This window comes from Paenibacillus sp. Paensp111 (assembly GCF_059492195.1).
In genome coordinates this window covers 1,658,965-1,677,047 of record NZ_CP168527.1, presented here as the reverse complement: position 1 = coordinate 1,677,047, position 18,083 = coordinate 1,658,965, and the positions used below count along the sequence as shown (strand labels likewise).

General features: G+C 49.2%; 19 protein-coding genes. All 19 read right to left on the bottom strand.

Annotation, left to right across the window (positions count from 1 at the left end):
* Positions 1–418: 418 nt before the first annotated feature.
* The 19 genes from ACEN86_RS07590 to mraY all read right to left on the bottom strand — a co-directional run bounded on the left by ACEN86_RS07590 (position 419) and on the right by mraY (position 18,075).
* A complete protein-coding gene (locus tag ACEN86_RS07590) occupies positions 419–919 on the bottom strand; it encodes a DivIVA domain-containing protein (protein ID WP_495633694.1) in 501 nt (166 codons plus the stop codon).
* Between the two features lie 104 nt (positions 920–1,023).
* Positions 1,024–1,806, bottom strand: a complete 783-nt coding sequence (locus ACEN86_RS07585) for a YlmH family RNA-binding protein (RefSeq protein ID WP_495633693.1) — start codon at positions 1,804–1,806, stop codon at positions 1,024–1,026.
* Positions 1,806–2,081 carry a YggT family protein gene (locus ACEN86_RS07580; protein ID WP_495633692.1) on the bottom strand — a complete coding sequence of 92 codons (276 nt, stop codon included), beginning with the start codon at positions 2,079–2,081 and terminating at the stop codon, positions 1,806–1,808. The genes ACEN86_RS07585 and ACEN86_RS07580 overlap by 1 nt, the downstream gene beginning before the upstream one ends.
* 7 nt (positions 2,082–2,088) lie before the next feature.
* The gene (locus tag ACEN86_RS07575) at positions 2,089–2,538 is read right to left on the bottom strand and encodes a cell division protein SepF (RefSeq protein ID WP_495633691.1); all 450 of its coding nucleotides are present in this window, start codon (positions 2,536–2,538) and stop codon (positions 2,089–2,091) included.
* On the bottom strand, positions 2,526–3,230 hold the full coding sequence (locus ACEN86_RS07570; RefSeq protein ID WP_495633690.1) for a YggS family pyridoxal phosphate-dependent enzyme: 705 nt from the start codon (positions 3,228–3,230) through the stop codon (positions 2,526–2,528). The genes ACEN86_RS07575 and ACEN86_RS07570 overlap by 13 nt, the downstream gene beginning before the upstream one ends.
* Positions 3,231–3,238: 8 nt before the next feature.
* On the bottom strand, positions 3,239–4,093 hold the full coding sequence (gene pgeF, locus ACEN86_RS07565) for a peptidoglycan editing factor PgeF (RefSeq protein ID WP_495633689.1): 855 nt from the start codon (positions 4,091–4,093) through the stop codon (positions 3,239–3,241).
* 104 nt (positions 4,094–4,197) lie between these two features.
* Complete coding sequence (locus ACEN86_RS07560; protein WP_495634246.1) at positions 4,198–4,533, bottom strand: YlmC/YmxH family sporulation protein; 336 nt, start codon at positions 4,531–4,533, stop codon at positions 4,198–4,200.
* Positions 4,534–4,644: 111 nt separating this feature from the next.
* Entirely contained in the window at positions 4,645–5,427 is a 783-nt protein-coding gene (gene sigG, locus ACEN86_RS07555; protein WP_068616382.1) for an RNA polymerase sporulation sigma factor SigG, read from the bottom strand.
* A 121-nt stretch (positions 5,428–5,548) separates the two neighbouring features.
* Positions 5,549–6,271: an RNA polymerase sporulation sigma factor SigE gene (gene sigE, locus ACEN86_RS07550; protein ID WP_495633688.1), complete on the bottom strand. Its 723-nt coding sequence runs from the start codon at positions 6,269–6,271 to the stop codon at positions 5,549–5,551.
* A 12-nt stretch (positions 6,272–6,283) separates the two neighbouring features.
* Entirely contained in the window at positions 6,284–7,246 is a 963-nt protein-coding gene (spoIIGA, locus tag ACEN86_RS07545; protein ID WP_495633687.1) for a sigma-E processing peptidase SpoIIGA, read from the bottom strand.
* Between the two features lie 310 nt (positions 7,247–7,556).
* Positions 7,557–8,666: a cell division protein FtsZ gene (ftsZ, locus tag ACEN86_RS07540; protein ID WP_495633686.1), complete on the bottom strand. Its 1,110-nt coding sequence runs from the start codon at positions 8,664–8,666 to the stop codon at positions 7,557–7,559.
* A gap of 54 nt (positions 8,667–8,720) precedes the next feature.
* The gene (gene ftsA, locus ACEN86_RS07535) at positions 8,721–9,971 is read right to left on the bottom strand and encodes a cell division protein FtsA (RefSeq protein ID WP_495633685.1); all 1,251 of its coding nucleotides are present in this window, start codon (positions 9,969–9,971) and stop codon (positions 8,721–8,723) included.
* A gap of 245 nt (positions 9,972–10,216) precedes the next feature.
* Positions 10,217–10,984, bottom strand: a complete 768-nt coding sequence (locus ACEN86_RS07530; protein WP_495633684.1) for a cell division protein FtsQ/DivIB — start codon at positions 10,982–10,984, stop codon at positions 10,217–10,219.
* A 60-nt stretch (positions 10,985–11,044) separates the two neighbouring features.
* Positions 11,045–12,325: a UDP-N-acetylglucosamine 1-carboxyvinyltransferase gene (gene murA / locus ACEN86_RS07525; protein ID WP_495633683.1), complete on the bottom strand. Its 1,281-nt coding sequence runs from the start codon at positions 12,323–12,325 to the stop codon at positions 11,045–11,047.
* A gap of 16 nt (positions 12,326–12,341) precedes the next feature.
* A complete protein-coding gene (gene murB / locus ACEN86_RS07520; RefSeq protein ID WP_495633682.1) occupies positions 12,342–13,247 on the bottom strand; it encodes a UDP-N-acetylmuramate dehydrogenase in 906 nt (301 codons plus the stop codon).
* Between the two features lie 167 nt (positions 13,248–13,414).
* Entirely contained in the window at positions 13,415–14,527 is a 1,113-nt protein-coding gene (gene murG, locus ACEN86_RS07515) for an undecaprenyldiphospho-muramoylpentapeptide beta-N-acetylglucosaminyltransferase (protein ID WP_495633681.1), read from the bottom strand.
* Positions 14,528–14,532: 5 nt separating this feature from the next.
* Entirely contained in the window at positions 14,533–15,630 is a 1,098-nt protein-coding gene (spoVE, locus tag ACEN86_RS07510; protein ID WP_495633680.1) for a stage V sporulation protein E, read from the bottom strand.
* A 52-nt stretch (positions 15,631–15,682) separates the two neighbouring features.
* Positions 15,683–17,104, bottom strand: coding sequence for a UDP-N-acetylmuramoyl-L-alanine--D-glutamate ligase (murD, locus tag ACEN86_RS07505; RefSeq protein WP_495633679.1), 1,422 nt, complete (start codon positions 17,102–17,104; stop codon positions 15,683–15,685).
* Between the two features lie 5 nt (positions 17,105–17,109).
* A complete protein-coding gene (mraY, locus tag ACEN86_RS07500) occupies positions 17,110–18,075 on the bottom strand; it encodes a phospho-N-acetylmuramoyl-pentapeptide-transferase (RefSeq protein WP_495633678.1) in 966 nt (321 codons plus the stop codon).
* Positions 18,076–18,083: the final 8 nt, after the last annotated feature.

Sequence of the window (18,083 nt, the reverse complement as noted above, 5' to 3'; positions counted from 1 at the left end):
TCCTTTCTTCAACTTCATGTCATAATCGGAAAACAACAAAAAAAGCCCGTCCCTAAAGGGACGAGGCTTATGCTCGCGTTACCACCCTTGTTCCAATCGTATCTTCTGCCTAGGCAGAGGATAGACTGACAACTTAGTCCCATACACTCATATGGGTCCGGTATAACGGCCGGCAACCGGTATAGCTTAACGTCTTCAGAGCATCCTGCTTAGGGTGCATATCTGAAAATTTAGGCTTAACTTCTCCGGGAGGATATTCCGTCTGTCTCTTGAACGTCGGCTTTCAGCTGGATGCCAACTCTCTGGGGATCAAGGGTTCAGCGTACTGGTTCCCATCATCAAAAAGATCGCTATGCGGTTCAAATGATATGTTTTTATTTATACCTGTTTTAGGTCATAATGTCAACCGGGATAAGGCCTAGTAAATCTCTCTCACTTCACGCTCGCCGCGCTTGTTATCTTCTTCAAGAGATTCCCATCCATCTTGACTTAATAGTTCAAGCTGAGCTTCAACCAATACTCTAAAGCGGGCACGGTACACAGAAGCCTGCTTCTTAAGCTCTTCTACTTCAAGGGCAACCTTGCGGGATTTGCTCAGGGATTCGTTAATAATGCGATCTGCATTCTTCTCTGCTTCCTTTAAAATAAGCTGAGCTTCCTTCTTCGCATTGTTCCTAACCTCGTCAGCCGCTTCCTGGGCAACGATGATCGTCTTGCTCAGCGATTCTTCAATCGTAGCAAAATGGTCGAGCTTCTCCTGCACCGTCAGCAGCTGGTTCTGAAGATCCTTGTTCTCCCGAATGACACTCTCGTAATCCTTAATGATCTGATCGAGAAATTCATTCACTTCATCTTCATCGTAACCGCGAAGACGCCTAGAGAACTCCTTATTATGTATATCCAGCGGCGTTAATGGCATGCTGTGCACCTCCTAAAAATTTGAACAACAAAGGCAGAAGATCAGGTTGTCGCTCTATTCACTGTATTCCAATTCGACAGGTTAAGCAGATTTCCTGCTGTCTTCTACACAAATTTCCCGATTTTCACGCGGAATCTCCCTTTTTTCGTCACGCCGTCAAGTTCAAGCACTTTGAACCGTCCGAATCCCTGCAAGGAGACGATATCTCCTTCTTTCAGATTCTTGGAGGGGTCTTCCTCTGTCCTCCAATTAATTCGGCAGCGGCCAGCTTTAATGGGAATCAGGACCTTGCTTCGGCTGAGCCGATATACATCGCTTACAATCCCGTCAAGCCTCAAGGAAGCCACGGTTAGCACCATGGAATCCAGATTGGGAATGGATATACGAAGTTCATTCAGTTCTTTGATCTCAGTATATACATTGACCCTGTGAACCTGGCGCAGGTTCGCCCGAAGGTAATCCGCAGTCTCTTCGGCCACGATGACATTACAGCCATCCTCAAGAACATGAATGTCTCCAATCTTGTCACGTTTCAGCCCCAAAGACAGCAGAGCACCCATATAGTCCCCGTGCTCCAGGCTCTCCAGACTTTGGTCAAGCGATGAGATGGCCAGCACCTTAAGCTTCATCGGTTCAAAGGACAAATCCCTATAGCTTGGGGCTATAAGAGAACGAACTCGTTCAGCCCCCTCATACCCACCATCCTGCCTGACGATTACATCCAGATTCCTTCTGGCCAGAGACTCCAGGATAAAGCACTGACGAGGGTCGAGGAAATCGGTTAACTTCACTTCATGATACTCCCCGGCTCCGACAATCCACTCCCAAGCCCGGTCCACAAACATCCGTTCTTCCGGGCGGAAATGCTCATATATGTCATTCTTCATTATCTGGTTCCTGTTAGATAGTGAATCACGCTGACTAAGCCAATCACGGCAAGCCTCAGTACAAATAAGGCTACGATTGGAGAAATATCAATCATGCCCATAATTGGCGGAATGAACCGGCGGAAGGGAGCAAGTACTGGCTCCACCAGCTTCCCTAACAGGTCACCCACAAAGCTCTCCCTAACATTAGGAATCCATGACATCAGAATGTAAATGATGATCATATACGTATAAATTTGAAACAAAGTATAAATAATCGTATCGATGCTGCTCAAACTCCGGTCACCTCATTCTGTTATATTCTTGTTCGTCGGCTAGAATTTCAGTAATAGAGCCCTGAATTTCAACCGTATCCGGGGTGCACAGAAAGATGTTCCCGCCAATCTTGGAAATACTACCGCTCAGAGCATATACCGTACCACTCAGAAAGTCGATAATACGCAGGGCCTGATCGTTACGGACACGCTGCAGGTTAACCACGACCGCGCGGTGCGAGCGCAGATGATCTGCAATCTCCTGCGCTTCATCATAGGAACGAGGCTCATTCAAGATCAGCTTCACATTCTTCTGGGAATGAATACTTACCACATTGGCTCCCCTTTGGTTTCTACGTGCGTCGAAGCTTGGAGTTTCAAGCTCGGGTTCATCCGTCTCCTGAAATTTCTCTCGTTCCACAACTTCCTCTTCTTCCTGAAGACCAAAGAAATTCATAAATTTATTCATGACTCCCATTCATTCTCCTCCTCTTTCCCCACTAATAGAGTTCCGAGGCGAAGCCATGTCGCCCCTTCTTCAACCGCCACCTCAAAATCATTCGACATCCCCATTGAGAGATGCTCCATGGGCTCGTCCGTTAACGACTTATCATTCAGCTGATCTCTTAGCTCCCTTAGCCCTCTGAAAATAGGTCTGGTATCCTCCGGATCACCTTCAAAAGGGGCCATGGTCATCAGCCCGATTACCTTAAGATGTGACAGATTTCGAATCTCTTCAAGAAAGCCAGGCACTTCATCTGGTGTAAGGCCGTGCTTGGTCTCCTCACCAGATATATTAACCTGAACAAACGCCTTAATAACCATGTTCTCCGCCGCAGCCTTCTTCTCAAGCTCTTTCGCCAGCGACAGACGATCCAGGGAATGGATATATTCGAACTTCCCGATCACATCCTTGACCTTGTTGGTCTGCAGGTGTCCAATGAAGTGCCACGTACCTTTGCCCCCGAGCTGTTCCCATTTCGGTCCTGCCACCTGCAAGCGGTTCTCGCCAATATGTGTCAGTCCATGATCCAGCACCGCCTGGGTCGCTTCTGTGGAGACATATTTCGTCACTGCTACTATGTTAATCTCTTCAGGCTGCCTTCCACTTCGTTTACAGGCTTGTCTGATTCGTGTGTTCACCAATTCAATCCGTTCCTTCAAACTCAAGTGAAGGATCACCTCTCCTTCATGCCGATCCAGCTGGCCATACGACCGGTTATCCCATTCTCCTTGCGATAAGAGAAGAATATATCGGCGGCGCAGCTTGTACACCATGATGTACATTCGATATGACTCGGCAAAATTCCTGCTTTTATCATAATGATTCGATTCAGTTCTTTCAAGTTCAGCATGCTTTTTCCAGGATTAATTGACGCTGATGTTACCTTCGCTTCCAGCTCAAGCTGTTCATGTAAGGGAACAATGTCCCTAACCTTGGCCATCACATGCTCGTCAACTTCGTAACAGCAGCTGCCTATGGACGGACCGATTGCTGCCAGGATCTGATCCCGGCAGCTGCCGTATTCCGACTCCATCTTCAGGACCATCTGCAGCGCAATCTGCTGAACGGTGCCTTTCCATCCTGCATGGGCGAGGCCTACGGCATGATGCTCCGGATCATAGAAATACAGCGGCACACAATCCGCATAAAAAGACGTAAGCAGAACACCCGGCACATTGGTGACCAATCCGTCTGTATTCTCAAAGCTGCTGGCTCTATCCAGTCTTCCCCGTCCACGGTGTTCCGCCTTTACAATACCTACGCGGGTATCATGGACCTGTTCCCCGCAGGTCCATGCATCGAAGGAGAATCCAACTGCATCCGCTAACCTTGCCCTATTCGCAATCACAACATCCGGATTATCGCCTACATGCAAAGCTAGATTAAGACTTTCATACGGTGAGGTGCCGGTTCCGCCGCCTCTGCCTGTAAAGCCAACACTCAGCTCTGCGAAAGCGTCCTCCCAGGAACGGATGCTTAGACGTTCTGGCTCTCCGTCCTTTATATTTACCCTAACAAACGGTTCCATATCCCATATCCTCCTAATAACTCCTGATTACAGTGTAACATACGCTCTGAACTTTACTAACCCTGTTTCCATCAGATTTGTATATAAGGCGCCCATGCAGCACTCTACAGACTCCGGCGTCCCTCATGCCTGTCGCGTTCAATATAGATCGTATTTTCATTTTCCGGTGTTCGTATCCGGCTTTCATCCAGCTTCACAAGCACAACATCTGAGCCAATCTTGACAATATTTCTCCAGGGAATGACCATATCATTTCCGCCGCCGAACAGCCCCATAAATTTACTGTAGCCTGGTACCACGATAGCTTCAATCAGCCCCTGCCGCAGGTCAAGCTCCAGATCACTAATTTGGCCGAGCCTTTTCCCGTCCACCACATTGATAACATCCTTTGTCTGGAAATCGGAGATTTTCACGAGCAACCTCTCCCCCTTTGTACACATCATACACCCCAGTTACCGTCAGGGATTCTTGCGCCCTTGTCTGTTAAATATATGAGTTACCTCTCCAAAAAATAAGATCAAGCACAAAAAAAGACGGTCCCTTTCGGGCCGTCAGGATTTCACATGCTTTTGCATTTGTAAAATAGCGGATTTCTCCAATCTGGATACCTGTGCCTGTGAGATGCCAATCTCATCCGCAACCTCCATTTGGGTCTTACCTTCAAAAAACCGCATGGACAGGATCATCTTCTCTCTGCGGTTCAGCTTGTGCATCGCTTCGCGCAGCGCGATTTCCTCGATCCAGGATACGTCCTTGTTCTTATCATCGCTGATCTGATCCATGACATAAATCGGATCCCCGCCATCATGATAGATGGGCTCAAATAAGGATACCGGATCCTGGATCGCATCAAGTGCGAACACAACGTCTTCTTTTGGTATATTCAGAGCCTCCGAAATTTCCAGTACGGTCGGTTCACGTGAGTTCCGGTTTGTTAGGCTGTCCCTCATTTGAAGGGCCTTGTAGGCAATGTCGCGCAGGGACCTGGAGACCCGAATCGGATTATTATCCCTTAGATACCGCCGGATCTCACCGATAATCATCGGAACCGCATAGGTGGAGAACTTTACATTTTGCGATAAATCAAAATTATCAATAGCCTTCATTAGTCCGATACAACCGACCTGGAACAAGTCGTCTACGTACTCTCCCCGATTGTTGAACCGCTGGATTACGCTGAGCACGAGTCTCAGATTCCCATTTACTAACTTTTCTCTTGCTGCTCGCACGTGGTCTTGTTGTAAAGAGTGGAATAATTCACGCATTTCCGCATTCGTTAGAACAGGCAGCTTTGCAGTGTCTACACCGCAAATCTCGACTTTGTTTCGTGTCATCGTGTCTTACCTCCCAAGGATACAGATCAAACCTGTAAGGCTTTCAGGGGCCTTACCTAATCTGCGGTGAAACTAATGTTCATTATCTCCGAGGGATGTCTTTTTATTCCTTTATTTTGGGTCACACCATTTTATTGAACTCTTTTCGAAGCCGTTTAATGATCCTTTTTTCGAGGCGGGAAATGTAAGATTGTGAGATCCCAAGCAGGTCGGCCACATCCTTCTGCGTCTTCTCTTCCCCATCCGTCAGACCAAAGCGAAGCTCCATAATCATGCGTTCCCGGTCACTCAGCTTATCGAGCGCCTTATGCAGCAGCTTGCGATCCACCTGCTCCTCAATATTGCGGTAAATGGTATCATTCTCGGTACCCAGCACATCCGATAGCAGCAGTTCATTTCCATCCCAGTCGATATTAAGCGGCTCGTCAAAAGATACCTCAGAGCGGATCTTGCTGTTCCGGCGCAGATACATCAAGATCTCATTCTCGATACACCGCGAGGCGTAGGTTGCAAGCTTAATTTTTTTCTCGGGGTCAAAGGTATTAACGGCTTTGATTAATCCAATGGCGCCAATAGAGACCAGATCTTCTATATTGATTCCCGTGTTCTCAAATTTACGGGCAATGTATACAACCAGACGCAGATTGCGCTCAATCAGCATCGCACGGATCGCTGCATCTCCGCTGGAGAGCTTCTGCAGCAGAAATTCTTCTTCCTCGCGCGTCAGAGGAGGCGGAAGCGCCTCACTCCCGCCAATATAATAAATTTCCTCACTTTTCATTCCGAGTAGGAATAGCAGCCTATAGTACTGAATTTGAAGTGTCAATTTCCATTTTACAAGCATGGCTCAAACCTCCTATATTACGTTAGCAGCTGCACTGGCCTCATTACTGTCTCCTGTCGCCTCCAGCAGTGCCGGATGAATAATAGCCTTGTAGGCTCCTTCAGATGACAGTCTTCCTCCATCCAGCCCTACAAGCACTCTGCTGGTCGATGTTCTCTTATCTCCGGCTATAACGGTTACCTTATCCGGCTTCAATGCAATCATGAATTGGGATCCCTTATTAATGCCCCTGTAGGGAACCAGGCGCAGCCTCTCACGCCAGGGAAATCCGCTGTCCTCACTCAACTGCATAATGAGGTTGTCCGCTCCACCGCTGCAAAGCTGGCCTGCCCAGCTATCTGGAAGGTACTCCTCCCATAGGGAGGCCTCCATGACCATAACCGGCATCCTGGTTAACGGATCTGTAAGCTGGTTCCCTGTATCAACAAGTCCCGTACAGCTAATCTCTACTTCTCCAATATGAACGGTTACTTCTCCCATATAGTCATTTAAGCGAAGCTGCCTTTGCCGGGAAGAATGAACGGACTTGAACCACAGAAGAACAATCACAAAGACAACAAGAATGAACAAGGCCCCTATCTTGATTTCAAAGCCCGCTCCCCCTGTGGTCGTATACCAGATGCCGCTCCATACTTCGCCAGAGCTTTGCAGCAGATAATGAATGCCCAGTATTCCCCCTGCGGCCACGAAGTTGACGATATAAAAGGCACCCATATTCCGGAGATAGTTTTGCAGACTTCCAAACCCAAACGCTACCCACAGCATAATAACCGAGATTAAGAACTTCGTCAGGAACGTATACAAGAAGGACAGCTCGGGCAAAAACATCATAAGCACATATAAAGCGCCAATAGCCGCTGCGGCTGCTGTACGCCATTTCTTCACCTTCAGCTTCCTCATCCACGCCGTCACCCATAGGAGACATCCGTCAATGACCAGATTCATCAGAAATATGAGATCAATATAGACAACCATGGCTTCACCTGCCTATTTCCATGGGAGCAGCTCTTCATTTGCTAGCATTCATGGAAAAGCTAACAACACACTTAAGAGATTACCATTATGAAATGTGATTTCCCCCGTTCGGTCAAATTGTCCATTCTCTTAAAGCAGATCGATGTTCTCAGTATAAGTAGATCGATGTATGAAGTCTGTCTAATATTGAATGCAGAGTTCAACTTTTTTTGTCGACCTTCCAGGGATTATCTGGCCATAAAAATCAAAAAGCTCGTTCATCGCACCAGGCGACAAACGAGCTTCATGTATGGGGGAAATCTATCCTAAACTAATCGTTGTTACGGCGATTGCGCAGGAATGTTGGAATATCAAGTTGATCTCCACTTGGTTGATTCCCAAATGGTCTCAAATTATTCGTGCGGTTATCCTGTGGCTCCGAGGCACCTACCGAAGGCTTACGCTGCGGCTGCTGTGCAGGAGCAGGCTTGTGCTCAAAACCTGTGGCAATTACAGTTACTTTGATCTCTTCTTTCATATCTTCGTCAATAATCGCACCGAAGATCATGTTCACTTCAGGATCAGATGCTGAAATGACAATTTCTGCAGCTTCATTGACTTCATAAAGGGAGAGGTTGGAACCGCCGGTGATATTCATAATCACGCCTCTCGCTCCTTCAATTGTCGTCTCAAGCAGTGGGCTCATAATAGCCTTGCGCGCTGCTTCAGCCGCGCGATTCTCTCCGGTAGCGAGGCCAATTCCCATAAGGGCAGAACCGCGTTCTGTCATAATGGTCTTCACATCGGCAAAGTCGAGGTTGATCAGACCCGGAACCGCAATCAAATCGGAGATACCTTGTACGGCTTGGCGAAGCACATTATCAGCTTCACGGAATGCTTCCAGCATCGGAGTCTTCTTGTCCACCATTTCAAGCAGGCGGTCATTCGGAATCACGATCAGGGTATCAACCTTCTCTTTGAGTCCTTCAATTCCAAGCTCGGCATGAGAAGAACGCTTACGTCCTTCAAAAGTGAATGGGCGGGTTACCACGCCTACAGTCAATGCTCCGCATTCTCTTGCAATCTCGGCAATCACAGGAGCAGCACCTGTGCCTGTACCTCCGCCCATACCAGCGGTAACGAAGACCATATCAGCGCCTTTAAGCGTGTTCGCAATCAGATCACGGGATTCTTCAGCAGCTTTCTTACCGACTTCCGGATTAGCGCCCGCCCCAAGACCGCGGGTCAGCTTGTCCCCAATCTGAAGTCTGTGTTCGGACTTAGCCAGATGCAGTGCCTGAGCGTCGGTGTTCACCGTGATGAACTCCACACCCTGCACTCCGTTCTCGATCATACGGTTCACGGCGTTGCTTCCTCCGCCGCCAACTCCGATGACTTTTATTTTAGCCATGCTCTCCATTTCAAAATCAAATTCCAACATACTCTTCCATCTCCCCCTCAGTGTGCGTGGATGGCCCGTCCATCAATGGTCCAGTTATATAAATTCTTTAAAGATATTCTTGATACTACCCCAAATTCCCGCCTTGGGAGCGGTCTCCTGAACAGCAGGAGCAGACTTCGGATTCTTGACTGTCTTCTTGTTCCCGGTACTGCGGATACGAATGTTACGAATCACATTATACAGGATTCCAACTCCGCTTGTGAAACCCGGGTCCCTGACTCCGATGTAATCCGGAACAGCAATCCGCACAGAAGCGGCTAGTTCGTTCTGAGCCACCTGCAGCAGCCCAGGCATGGATACCGTTCCCCCCGTTAGTATATAACCCCCGGGAAGCTCAGTGTAACCGAGCCGTTTCACTTCCTGACGGATCAAGTGGAAGATTTCCTGTACCCGCGGCTCCGAAATGGAAGCCAGATCCTCTTGGGTAAATTCCTTATCCACATTGCTTCCGATACGGGTTACTTTGAAAGTAACATCAGGAGCCGCATCCTCAATAAGTGCGCAGCCGTATTTGAGCTTAACTTTCTCGGCTTGATCTGTTAAAGTTCGAAGCCCATAAGCTATATCATTCGTAATAAATTCCCCGCCAATAGGCAGCGTAGATGTTGCTGAGATGGTCCCATTCTCAAACACGGCGATCGTTGTAGCTCCGGCACCAATATCAACGAGCACAGAACCCATAGTCTTCTCATCTTTGGATAAAGCCAGTTGACCTGAACCAAGCGACAAAAGAACAAGATCCGTGACTTTCAGACCTGCTTTCTCTACGCAGCGAAGAAGATTATGTATTGCCGTCTTTGCACCGGTAATAATGGTAGCTTCGACTTCGAGTCTTACTCCGATCATTCCGCGAGGATCTTGAATTCCTTCCAATCCATCTACCACATACTGCTTGGCTACTACATCGATAATCTCCCGTTCAGGAGGAAGTGCTATCACTTCAGCCGCCTTCATGACGCGCTCAATGTCTTCTTCCCCTATTTCACGGTCCTCGTTCGACACAGCCACTACACCGTGGCTGGATTGGAGTCCGATATGATTTCCCGAAATACCGACATACACTTCCGATATTTGAATACCCACCATGCGTTCCGCATGATCCACAGCACTCTTGATAGACTGTACAGTCTGGTCAATATCTACAATCGCGCCTTTACGGATTCCTTCCGAATCGGCAGATCCAACCCCAATAATATTAAAGGTTCCATTCGAGATTTCCCCAATAATAGCACGAACTTTGGATGTACCGATGTCCAAACTAACAATGATGTCATTGTTGCTCAAGCCCCTGGCACCTCCTGTTATCATAAAAATTATTTACGAGAGCTAAGATCAACTCTCTATCTTAATTCAACGTGATTAATACTTTCCCTCTTTTTTCTACAAATTTTTTAATTACCAAGATTTACTTGGAACCGCGTCCTGTCAGCGTTTTGCCTCAAAGACCCGAAATAATGCTGTCACAAAAATAATAAGAAAAAAGAGGGAGAATGCTAACAAGCTCATAAAATATATTTTATCATTGTTCGTCACTGATTAGTAGTCTCTTTTTGAGGCTCCGTGTTGTCCTCTGCTGGCGCAAAGGATGAATAGGAATTCGCTTCGAGCATGGTAAGCGTGCCCGGCTGCTGCGTATCGATAACCGAATTCAAATCCTCGATCTTCTCAGGCAGAAGCGAAATCGCAGTAATCACCTCAAAATGCGAGCTCGTATACATCTTGATCCGATCCGGATACGACACTGTCGGTGACGGGATAATTTCCGATATATCTGCCGTCAGACTGTCTGTTATCTGCCCGAGAACTTTACAGAGCTTGGCCAGATTCGGATCATCCTTCTTCCATTTGGACAGCAGCGGTTTACCGGCAGCAATTCCGCCGTTCTGGGCAGGAACAATCGTTCCATTAGCCAGATACGCCTCAAGACTTCCATCCTTATTAAGTGAATAAGCTACTGCCCGGTATTCTTTGATCTTGATGCTGATTAAGCCTGGAAACTGCTTGTCCACAGTGACCTTCTCGATCGATGGGATGGCGGCAAGCCGATCACGTATCGCATTCTCACTACTGCCAAAGAATGGCGACCCTACGCCAACCCCCATCTGTTTCAAAAGGTCGGCATCCGTAGTATACCTGTTTCCTGTGAAGCGGATTTCAGAAATTTTACTGATCTGTGACCGAAAGAACAGCACACCCATCAAGACAGCAAACAGCAGAATCAAAATGGCGATAACTTTACGGCTTGTCTTCATTTTTGGCTTGGCCTTCTTAAGGACCGGTACATTTGCTTTTGGCATATTCACTTCTCCATAAAGCCTGATAGCCCCTCCGGATGGAGGGGACAACCTTGGCATTAATCAGGCAAAATCAAGCTGTTTGAGCACGGGAGTCTGTCTATGCATATGGGCTCCCAGCCGCTGAAACATATTCTCTATGCGATCATATCCCCGGTCAATGTGATGAACCTGCTCGACAATGGTCTTGCCGTGAGCCGACAGCCCTGCAATAACGAGCGCAGCGCCGGCCCTTAAGTCGGTAGCTTCCACGGTCGCTCCATATAATCTCGGAACCCCCCGAATGTACGCAGAAGTATAATTCACCGAGATATCCGCGCCCATACGCAGAAGTTCATCCACATGTTTGAACCTGCCCTCGAACACCGTCTCCCTCATCATACTACTACCGTCCGCCAGGGACAGCAGTACCATGACCTGGGACTGGAGATCGGTAGGAAATGCAGGATAAGGTGAGGTTACAATGCTCTCTACCGCCTTAGGTCTTCCCAGACTACTAACATTGATTATATCATTGCAGGCCCCTATTTGAACACCAGCACGCCTCAGCACATGAAGCAGTGAGATTAAGTGCGCCGGATTGCAATGGGTTAAGGTTACGGATCCCCGGGTAGCAGCTGCGGCAATCAACGCAGTTCCAGCTACTATGCGGTCGGGAATAATCTCGTACTCGCACGGGTGAAGCTGCTGGACTCCCCGAATCGTGATGGTATCCGTTCCTGCCCCCATTATGCTTGCGCCCATCTGATTCAGGAAATTCTGCAGATCCTGAATTTCAGGTTCACGAGCTGCATTGGTAATCATGGTCGTACCTTCAGCCAGTACTGCAGCCATCATAAGGTTCTCGGTTGCCCCAACGCTTGGGAAATCCAAATGAATATCCGTACCAACCAGCTTTTTGGCCCGGCACCAGATCTGCTCGTCATTCTCTTCGATCTCGGCCCCAAGCGCTTTAAGCCCATTCAAATGAAGATCAATTTTGCGTTCACCGATCGCACATCCGCCTGGCTGATATACACATACCTCGCCAAACTTGGCCAGTAACGGCCCCATAAGGAATATTGAAGACCTCATCAGCTTCATTAAATCTTCCGGTACTTGACAAGAATCCGCCCCACTTGAATCGACAACCACGGTGTCCCCTCTGTGAATCGTACTGCAGCCCAGGCGGTTCAGAATGCGCAGCATGACATCAATGTCAAGCAAACGCGGCACATTGCGTAGCTGAACCTTCCCTCCGGACAGCAGGCTTGCCGCCAGGATTGGCAATGCGGCATTTTTCGCTCCATGGATACGAATGGTTCCTGATAGGGGTTTCCCGCCTTCAATCACCAATTTGTCCAATGTATCACCTCCGAGTTTACCGCTCACCCACGCAGAACACTTCCGGAACCAAGTTCACCCCGAATTTAGAGGCGACCACAGTTTGAATATGATGCATGAGGGTGAGTACGTCCTCTGCTGTCGCTTGCCCGGTATTAACAATGAAATTGGCATGCATTTCGGAGACCTCGGCACCGCCTGACCGGTAACCTTTCAGACCAGCTGCTTCAATCAGCCTTGCGGCGTGATCTCCCGGCGGGTTGCGGAACACGCTTCCGGCGCACGGCTGCTGCAGCGGTTGTGTCTGTCTTCTCCGGTCTTTATAGGCCGCCATTGAGGATGAAATCGCTGCGCGATCGCCCTCCGTAAGCTCGAAGACCGCTTTGACCACGATTCCGCTGCGCTCATGCAGAATCGAATGACGATAAGCGAATGCCATCTGCTGCGCGTTATAGCTAACCAATTCCCCTGTTTCCAGTACAATCTCAGCGGATTTGAATATGCGTGACACATCAGACCCGTGCGCACCGGCATTCATGTACACCGCGCCACCAACCGTGCCGGGTATACCTGAAGCGAACTCCATGCCTGTGAGGCCCTTTTTGCCAGCCATGATGCTTAGGCTTACAAAGCTTGTGCCCCCATCGGCTTCTACTTCAGTTCCCCGGAACTCAGAACCTTCAAGCCCTTTGCCGAACTTGATCACCGCACCGCGGATTCCAAGATCGGACACGAGCATATTAGATCCTTTGCCAACAAGCATCCAAGGAACTTTCTCTTCATGAAGGATACGGATAAGATGCTGAAGCTGCTGCACCGTCTCGGGCACGATCACCGCATCAGCGGGACCTCCGATTTTCCATGTTGTATATTTGGCCATCGGCTCGTTCAGCAGAATACTGCCGACCTCTGCCTCGGATAATTTAGAAATCCACTGCTGCATCTTAATTTCCCTCCCTGGTTCGTTACCCTCACAGCCAATTGATGATCAAGCCAAGTGAAGATAGATGTCTGGAGCAATCCCTCGGCACCCTGGGTAGATTGTCACGCGATTATAGAGTATCTTATGTCAGCCCTACATAGAGTGTGACACCCGCCCAGACCGAGGTTTTATCTCCGCTGCTGGGTAAGCCGGTGCATCTCTTCAACCAGCAGGTGAGCAGAGTCCGGCTTACCCATCCTGCGGGAAGCCGTGGACATAGATACCTGCCTCGAGACATCCTCCATGATCCCCTTGATCGAAGTGAACAAAGCCGCTCCGGTTAATCCTTGTTCCAGGATAACTTCAGCTGCTCCGGCACTCTCCAGCGTTCTGGCATTCTTCTCCTGGTGATTATTGGTCACGTTGGGAGAAGGAATCAAAATGGACGGAATGCCAAGTGAGGTAATCTCCGCAAGGAAGGAAGCGCCGGCACGGTTCACAATCAGTGAAGTACAGGCCAGCACCTCCGGCATGTTATGCACATAAGGAAGAACCTGAAGCCCACGGGGTAGGTTCCCTGTCTTAGCCTTGATCGCTTGCAGCGTAGGCTCATAATAACTCTCTCCGGTTACATAGACAAAGCGGACATGCTCCAGCCCACTCAGCATCGGTGCCATCTCAATCATGGCATCATTGATCGCCTTCGCTCCCCGGCTGCCACCCACTACAAGAACAATGGGAGTTCCCGGTATAAGGCCTAAAGTAGAATAACCTTTTGTTTTATCTGCCTCATAGACCGTAGTAGCCCGCGGATTTCCGGTATAAATAATATTTTTCGCGCCGGGAAAAGCACTCTCCATGCCTTCAAAGCTCAGCGCAACCGTATCCACATACTTGCTCAGGAAGCGATTCGTAAGACCCGGAATGGCATTCTGCTCATGAATGATGCTTGGGATTCCCAGCTTGGAGGCGGCATATACGACAGGTCCGCATACGTACCCCCCTGTTCCAATGACCACATCGGGCTTGAACTTTCTAAGCAGTTTCTTGGATGTGCTGACACCCCGCAGGAACCTTACCACGGTCTTGATATTCTCAGGAGACAGCTTTCTGCGGAACCCGGTAATGTTAATAGCTTCGAAAGTAATGCCTGCTTTGGGAACCAGGGAACTCTCTAACCCTTTTTGTCCACCTATATATAGGAACTCCGTTTCCGGATACTCAGAAGCACATTGCTTCGCGACGGCGAGCGCAGGATAGATATGTCCTCCTGTGCCTCCTCCGCTTAATACAACTCGCATGATGTTCACCTCGAATGACGGGATAAGTTAAGCAAAATTCCTAGTGCCGTCAGCATCAGCGTGAGCGAAGACCCGCCGTAGCTGATGAGCGGCAGCGTAATGCCGGTAACTGGCATTAGACCAATGACAACGCCAATATTGATTACAACCTGAACTGCGACCATTCCAATAATACCAACAGCCAGCAGACTTCCGAAAGCATCGGGAACCGTCATCGCGACTCTCATGCCTCTCCATACCAGAATCATAAAGAGCAGCAGCACGAGGAGACCACCGATAAAGCCGAGCTCCTCTGCCAGTATTGAAAATATGAAATCCGTCTGCGGCTCAGGCACATAACTATACTTCTGACGGCTCATACCCAGACCCAGTCCGGCTAGTCCGCCCGGACCGATCGCATATAAAGATTGAATAATTTGATAGCCGGCTCCCAGGGGATCCGACCAAGGATCAAGAAAAGCGGTGATTCTCTTTAGACGATAAGGTGCAGCAAGGATCAGACCGACAAATCCTGCAGCCCCTGCCAAGGCAAGTGTGAACAGATGCTTCAGTCTGGCTCCGGCCGCAAAAACAATCAGCAGTGAAGCCCCCAGCATGACGGTTCCTGTCCCGAGATCAGGCTGCAGCATAATCAGTCCGAACGCAAGTCCAATCAATCCCAGCGGGGGGAGCAGACCTTTCGTAAACCTAGTAATGTCCATCGTCTCACGGCTAAGCCAATCGGATAGGAATAGAATCATTCCAAGCTTCATAAATTCCGAGGGCTGAATACCGAAAGAGCTGATACCCAGCCAGCTTCTTGCTCCGCCGCGAACGACACCCACACCCGGAATCAGTACAATGACCAGCAGGATAAAGCATACGATAAGTATCGTTTTAGAATATTTGCGTAAATTGCGATAATCCAGATTCATGGTGAAGAACATGGCAATCAGTCCGAGTCCCGCGAACAGCAGCTGTCTTTTCACAAAATAAAAGGAATCTCCATAATCGTGAAAAGCAAGTACCGAGCCCGCACTGTATACCATGACCATGCCGATCGCCAGCAGTGCCAGAATGCAAACTAACAACCAAATATCAGGCGCATGGCGCGTCTTGCTCATAGCGGAAGCCACCTCTAACTATAATAGTAGTAGGGGCTTATCCACCCCTCTACTAAAGGTTATGCACGGCCTCTTTAAAAATGCGTCCACGCTCTTCATAGGAAGCAAACATGTCCCAGCTTGCGCAAGCCGGAGACAAAAGTACAATATCCCCTGCCTGGGCAAGCCCGGCAGCTTCATGAATCGCCTTGCGGAGCACAGAGGCCGCGTCTTCCCCAGTATCGACGAGCACGATCCGGGTTAATCCGGCAAGCTCGGCTACCCGGCCAATTTTCTCCCGGGTCTCGCCAATCGCGACCACCGCTTTAACCTTGTCTTTGAAAGAAGGAATCAATTCCATATAATCCGAGCCCCGGTCAAGACCGCCTGCAATCAGAATAATAGGTGCATCCAGTGCTCCCAACGCCATTATAGTAGCTTTGGAATTTGTCGCCTTGGAATTATTGTAATAAGTAACCCCATTCTTCACTTCTACATACTCCAGTCGGTGTTCAACTCCGCGGAACGATTTCAGCGGTTCGGCGAGAGCCTCAGGGTTCGCGCCGGCAGCAATGGAGATGGCAATGGCAGCAAGGGCATTCTCCACATTGAAACGGCCAGGCAGGCCAATTTCGTCCACCTTCACAATTTCAAGAATATTCCCCTCTGTATCCCGGTACATCACCGTTCTGGTCTCGTTGTCCTGGACATCTGCGGCATAGGGCGGATCAAGATAGACGCCTTCTACAAGCGTCTCCGTGACCGAGAAGGGCAGAAGTTTTGATTTGACGTAAGGAACCAGCTTTCGGCAGACCGGATCATCGAAGTTAAGCACTGCCGTATCGCTCTCTAGCTGATTGGCGAACAGCTTAGCTTTGGAGTTCACATAGTCCTCCATGTCGCCATGATAGTCCAGATGAGTCTCCGCCACATTCAGCAGGCAGCCCACGGCCGGACGGAAATCCTGCGTTCCTTTCAGTTGGAAGCTGCTAAGCTCCACGACCATCCAGTCTTCCGGACTGGCAGCCGCTGCGGCCTCGCAAAGCGGAGTTCCGATATTGCCGGCAACAATCGGATGCAGACCCGCTGCCTCTAGCAGCTTGCCTACCCAAGTAGTGGTCGTGGTCTTCCCGTTCGAACCGGTAATGCCAATGATGGGTGCTTCGCAAATATGATAAGCTACTTCCACCTCGGTCACGACCTCAATCCCAAGCTCAAGCGCCTTCTGTACAGGAGGCACCGTATAAGGAATTCCCGGATTCTTAATCAGCAGAGAGACACCCGGATGGATAAGTCCTTCCGGGTGGCTCCCGCATAGAACAGAAATTCCCAAAGCCTCCAGTTCGGATGCCTCGGGACACTGTTCTCTATCCTTTTTATCATTTACAATCACATTCGCCCCTGCTTGATGCAGGGTCTTAGCTACTTGAACTCCACTTTTGGCAAGACCCAGGACTACAACTTCCTGGCCTTTGTACATTTCCGGATGATTCATCGCAATTACAACCCCTTGTTGAGATAAAGTCCAATACCTGCGAGCACAAGTCCAACCGCCCAGAACGTAATAACAACACGCCACTCGGACCAGCCGGACAATTCAAAGTGGTGGTGAATCGGACTCATTTTGAATATACGCTTGCCCCGGGTCTTGAATGAAGCGACCTGAAGAACTACGGACAAGATTTCGATTACAAAAATTCCGCCGATGACCAGAAATAACAGTTCACTCTTCGTGACGATGGCAATGGCTGAAATGGCTCCGCCAATCCCGAGCGATCCCGTGTCTCCCATGAACACCCTTGCCGGATGAGCATTGAATACGAGGAAGCCGAGTACGGCACCAATCATGGCTCCGGCACATACTGCTGCGGGCAGGGAAGTCGCCTGCATGGCAACAACGGCATATGCCCCGAGTGCAATAGCACTAACGCCGGAGAGCAGTCCATCAAGACCATCTGTAAAGTTAACCGCATTGGTAATAGCCAGCATCATAATCACAATGAATGGATAGTAGAAGAACCCGCCCCAGTCAAAGGAATAATCCGTTCCCGGTATCCCGATTGCTGTGCTGTGGCCTTTTGAGATCAGAAGGATACATACGATCGCCGCGAACAGCAGCTGTCCAACCAGCTTCTGCTTTGCCGTAAGCCCTAACGAGCGCTTGAAGACGATCTTGATATAGTCATCCAGGAATCCTACCAGACCGAACCCCAGTGTAGCTACCAGCATGACGTAAAAGTCCGTATTGATCACAGAAAATTTCATAAAGGCCAGTGTAAAAGCAACCATGATAATAATGCCGCCCATCGTAGGCGTACCTGCTTTTTTCAAATGGGACTGGGGCCCCTCGCCCCTAATTTGTTGTCCGAATTTGAGCCTGCGCAGAAGGGGTATGCATAAGGGAGCCGCAATGACGGCGAGGATGAAGGAAACGCCTATGGTGAGAAGTACAAGTGAGAAATCCACGGATCTCC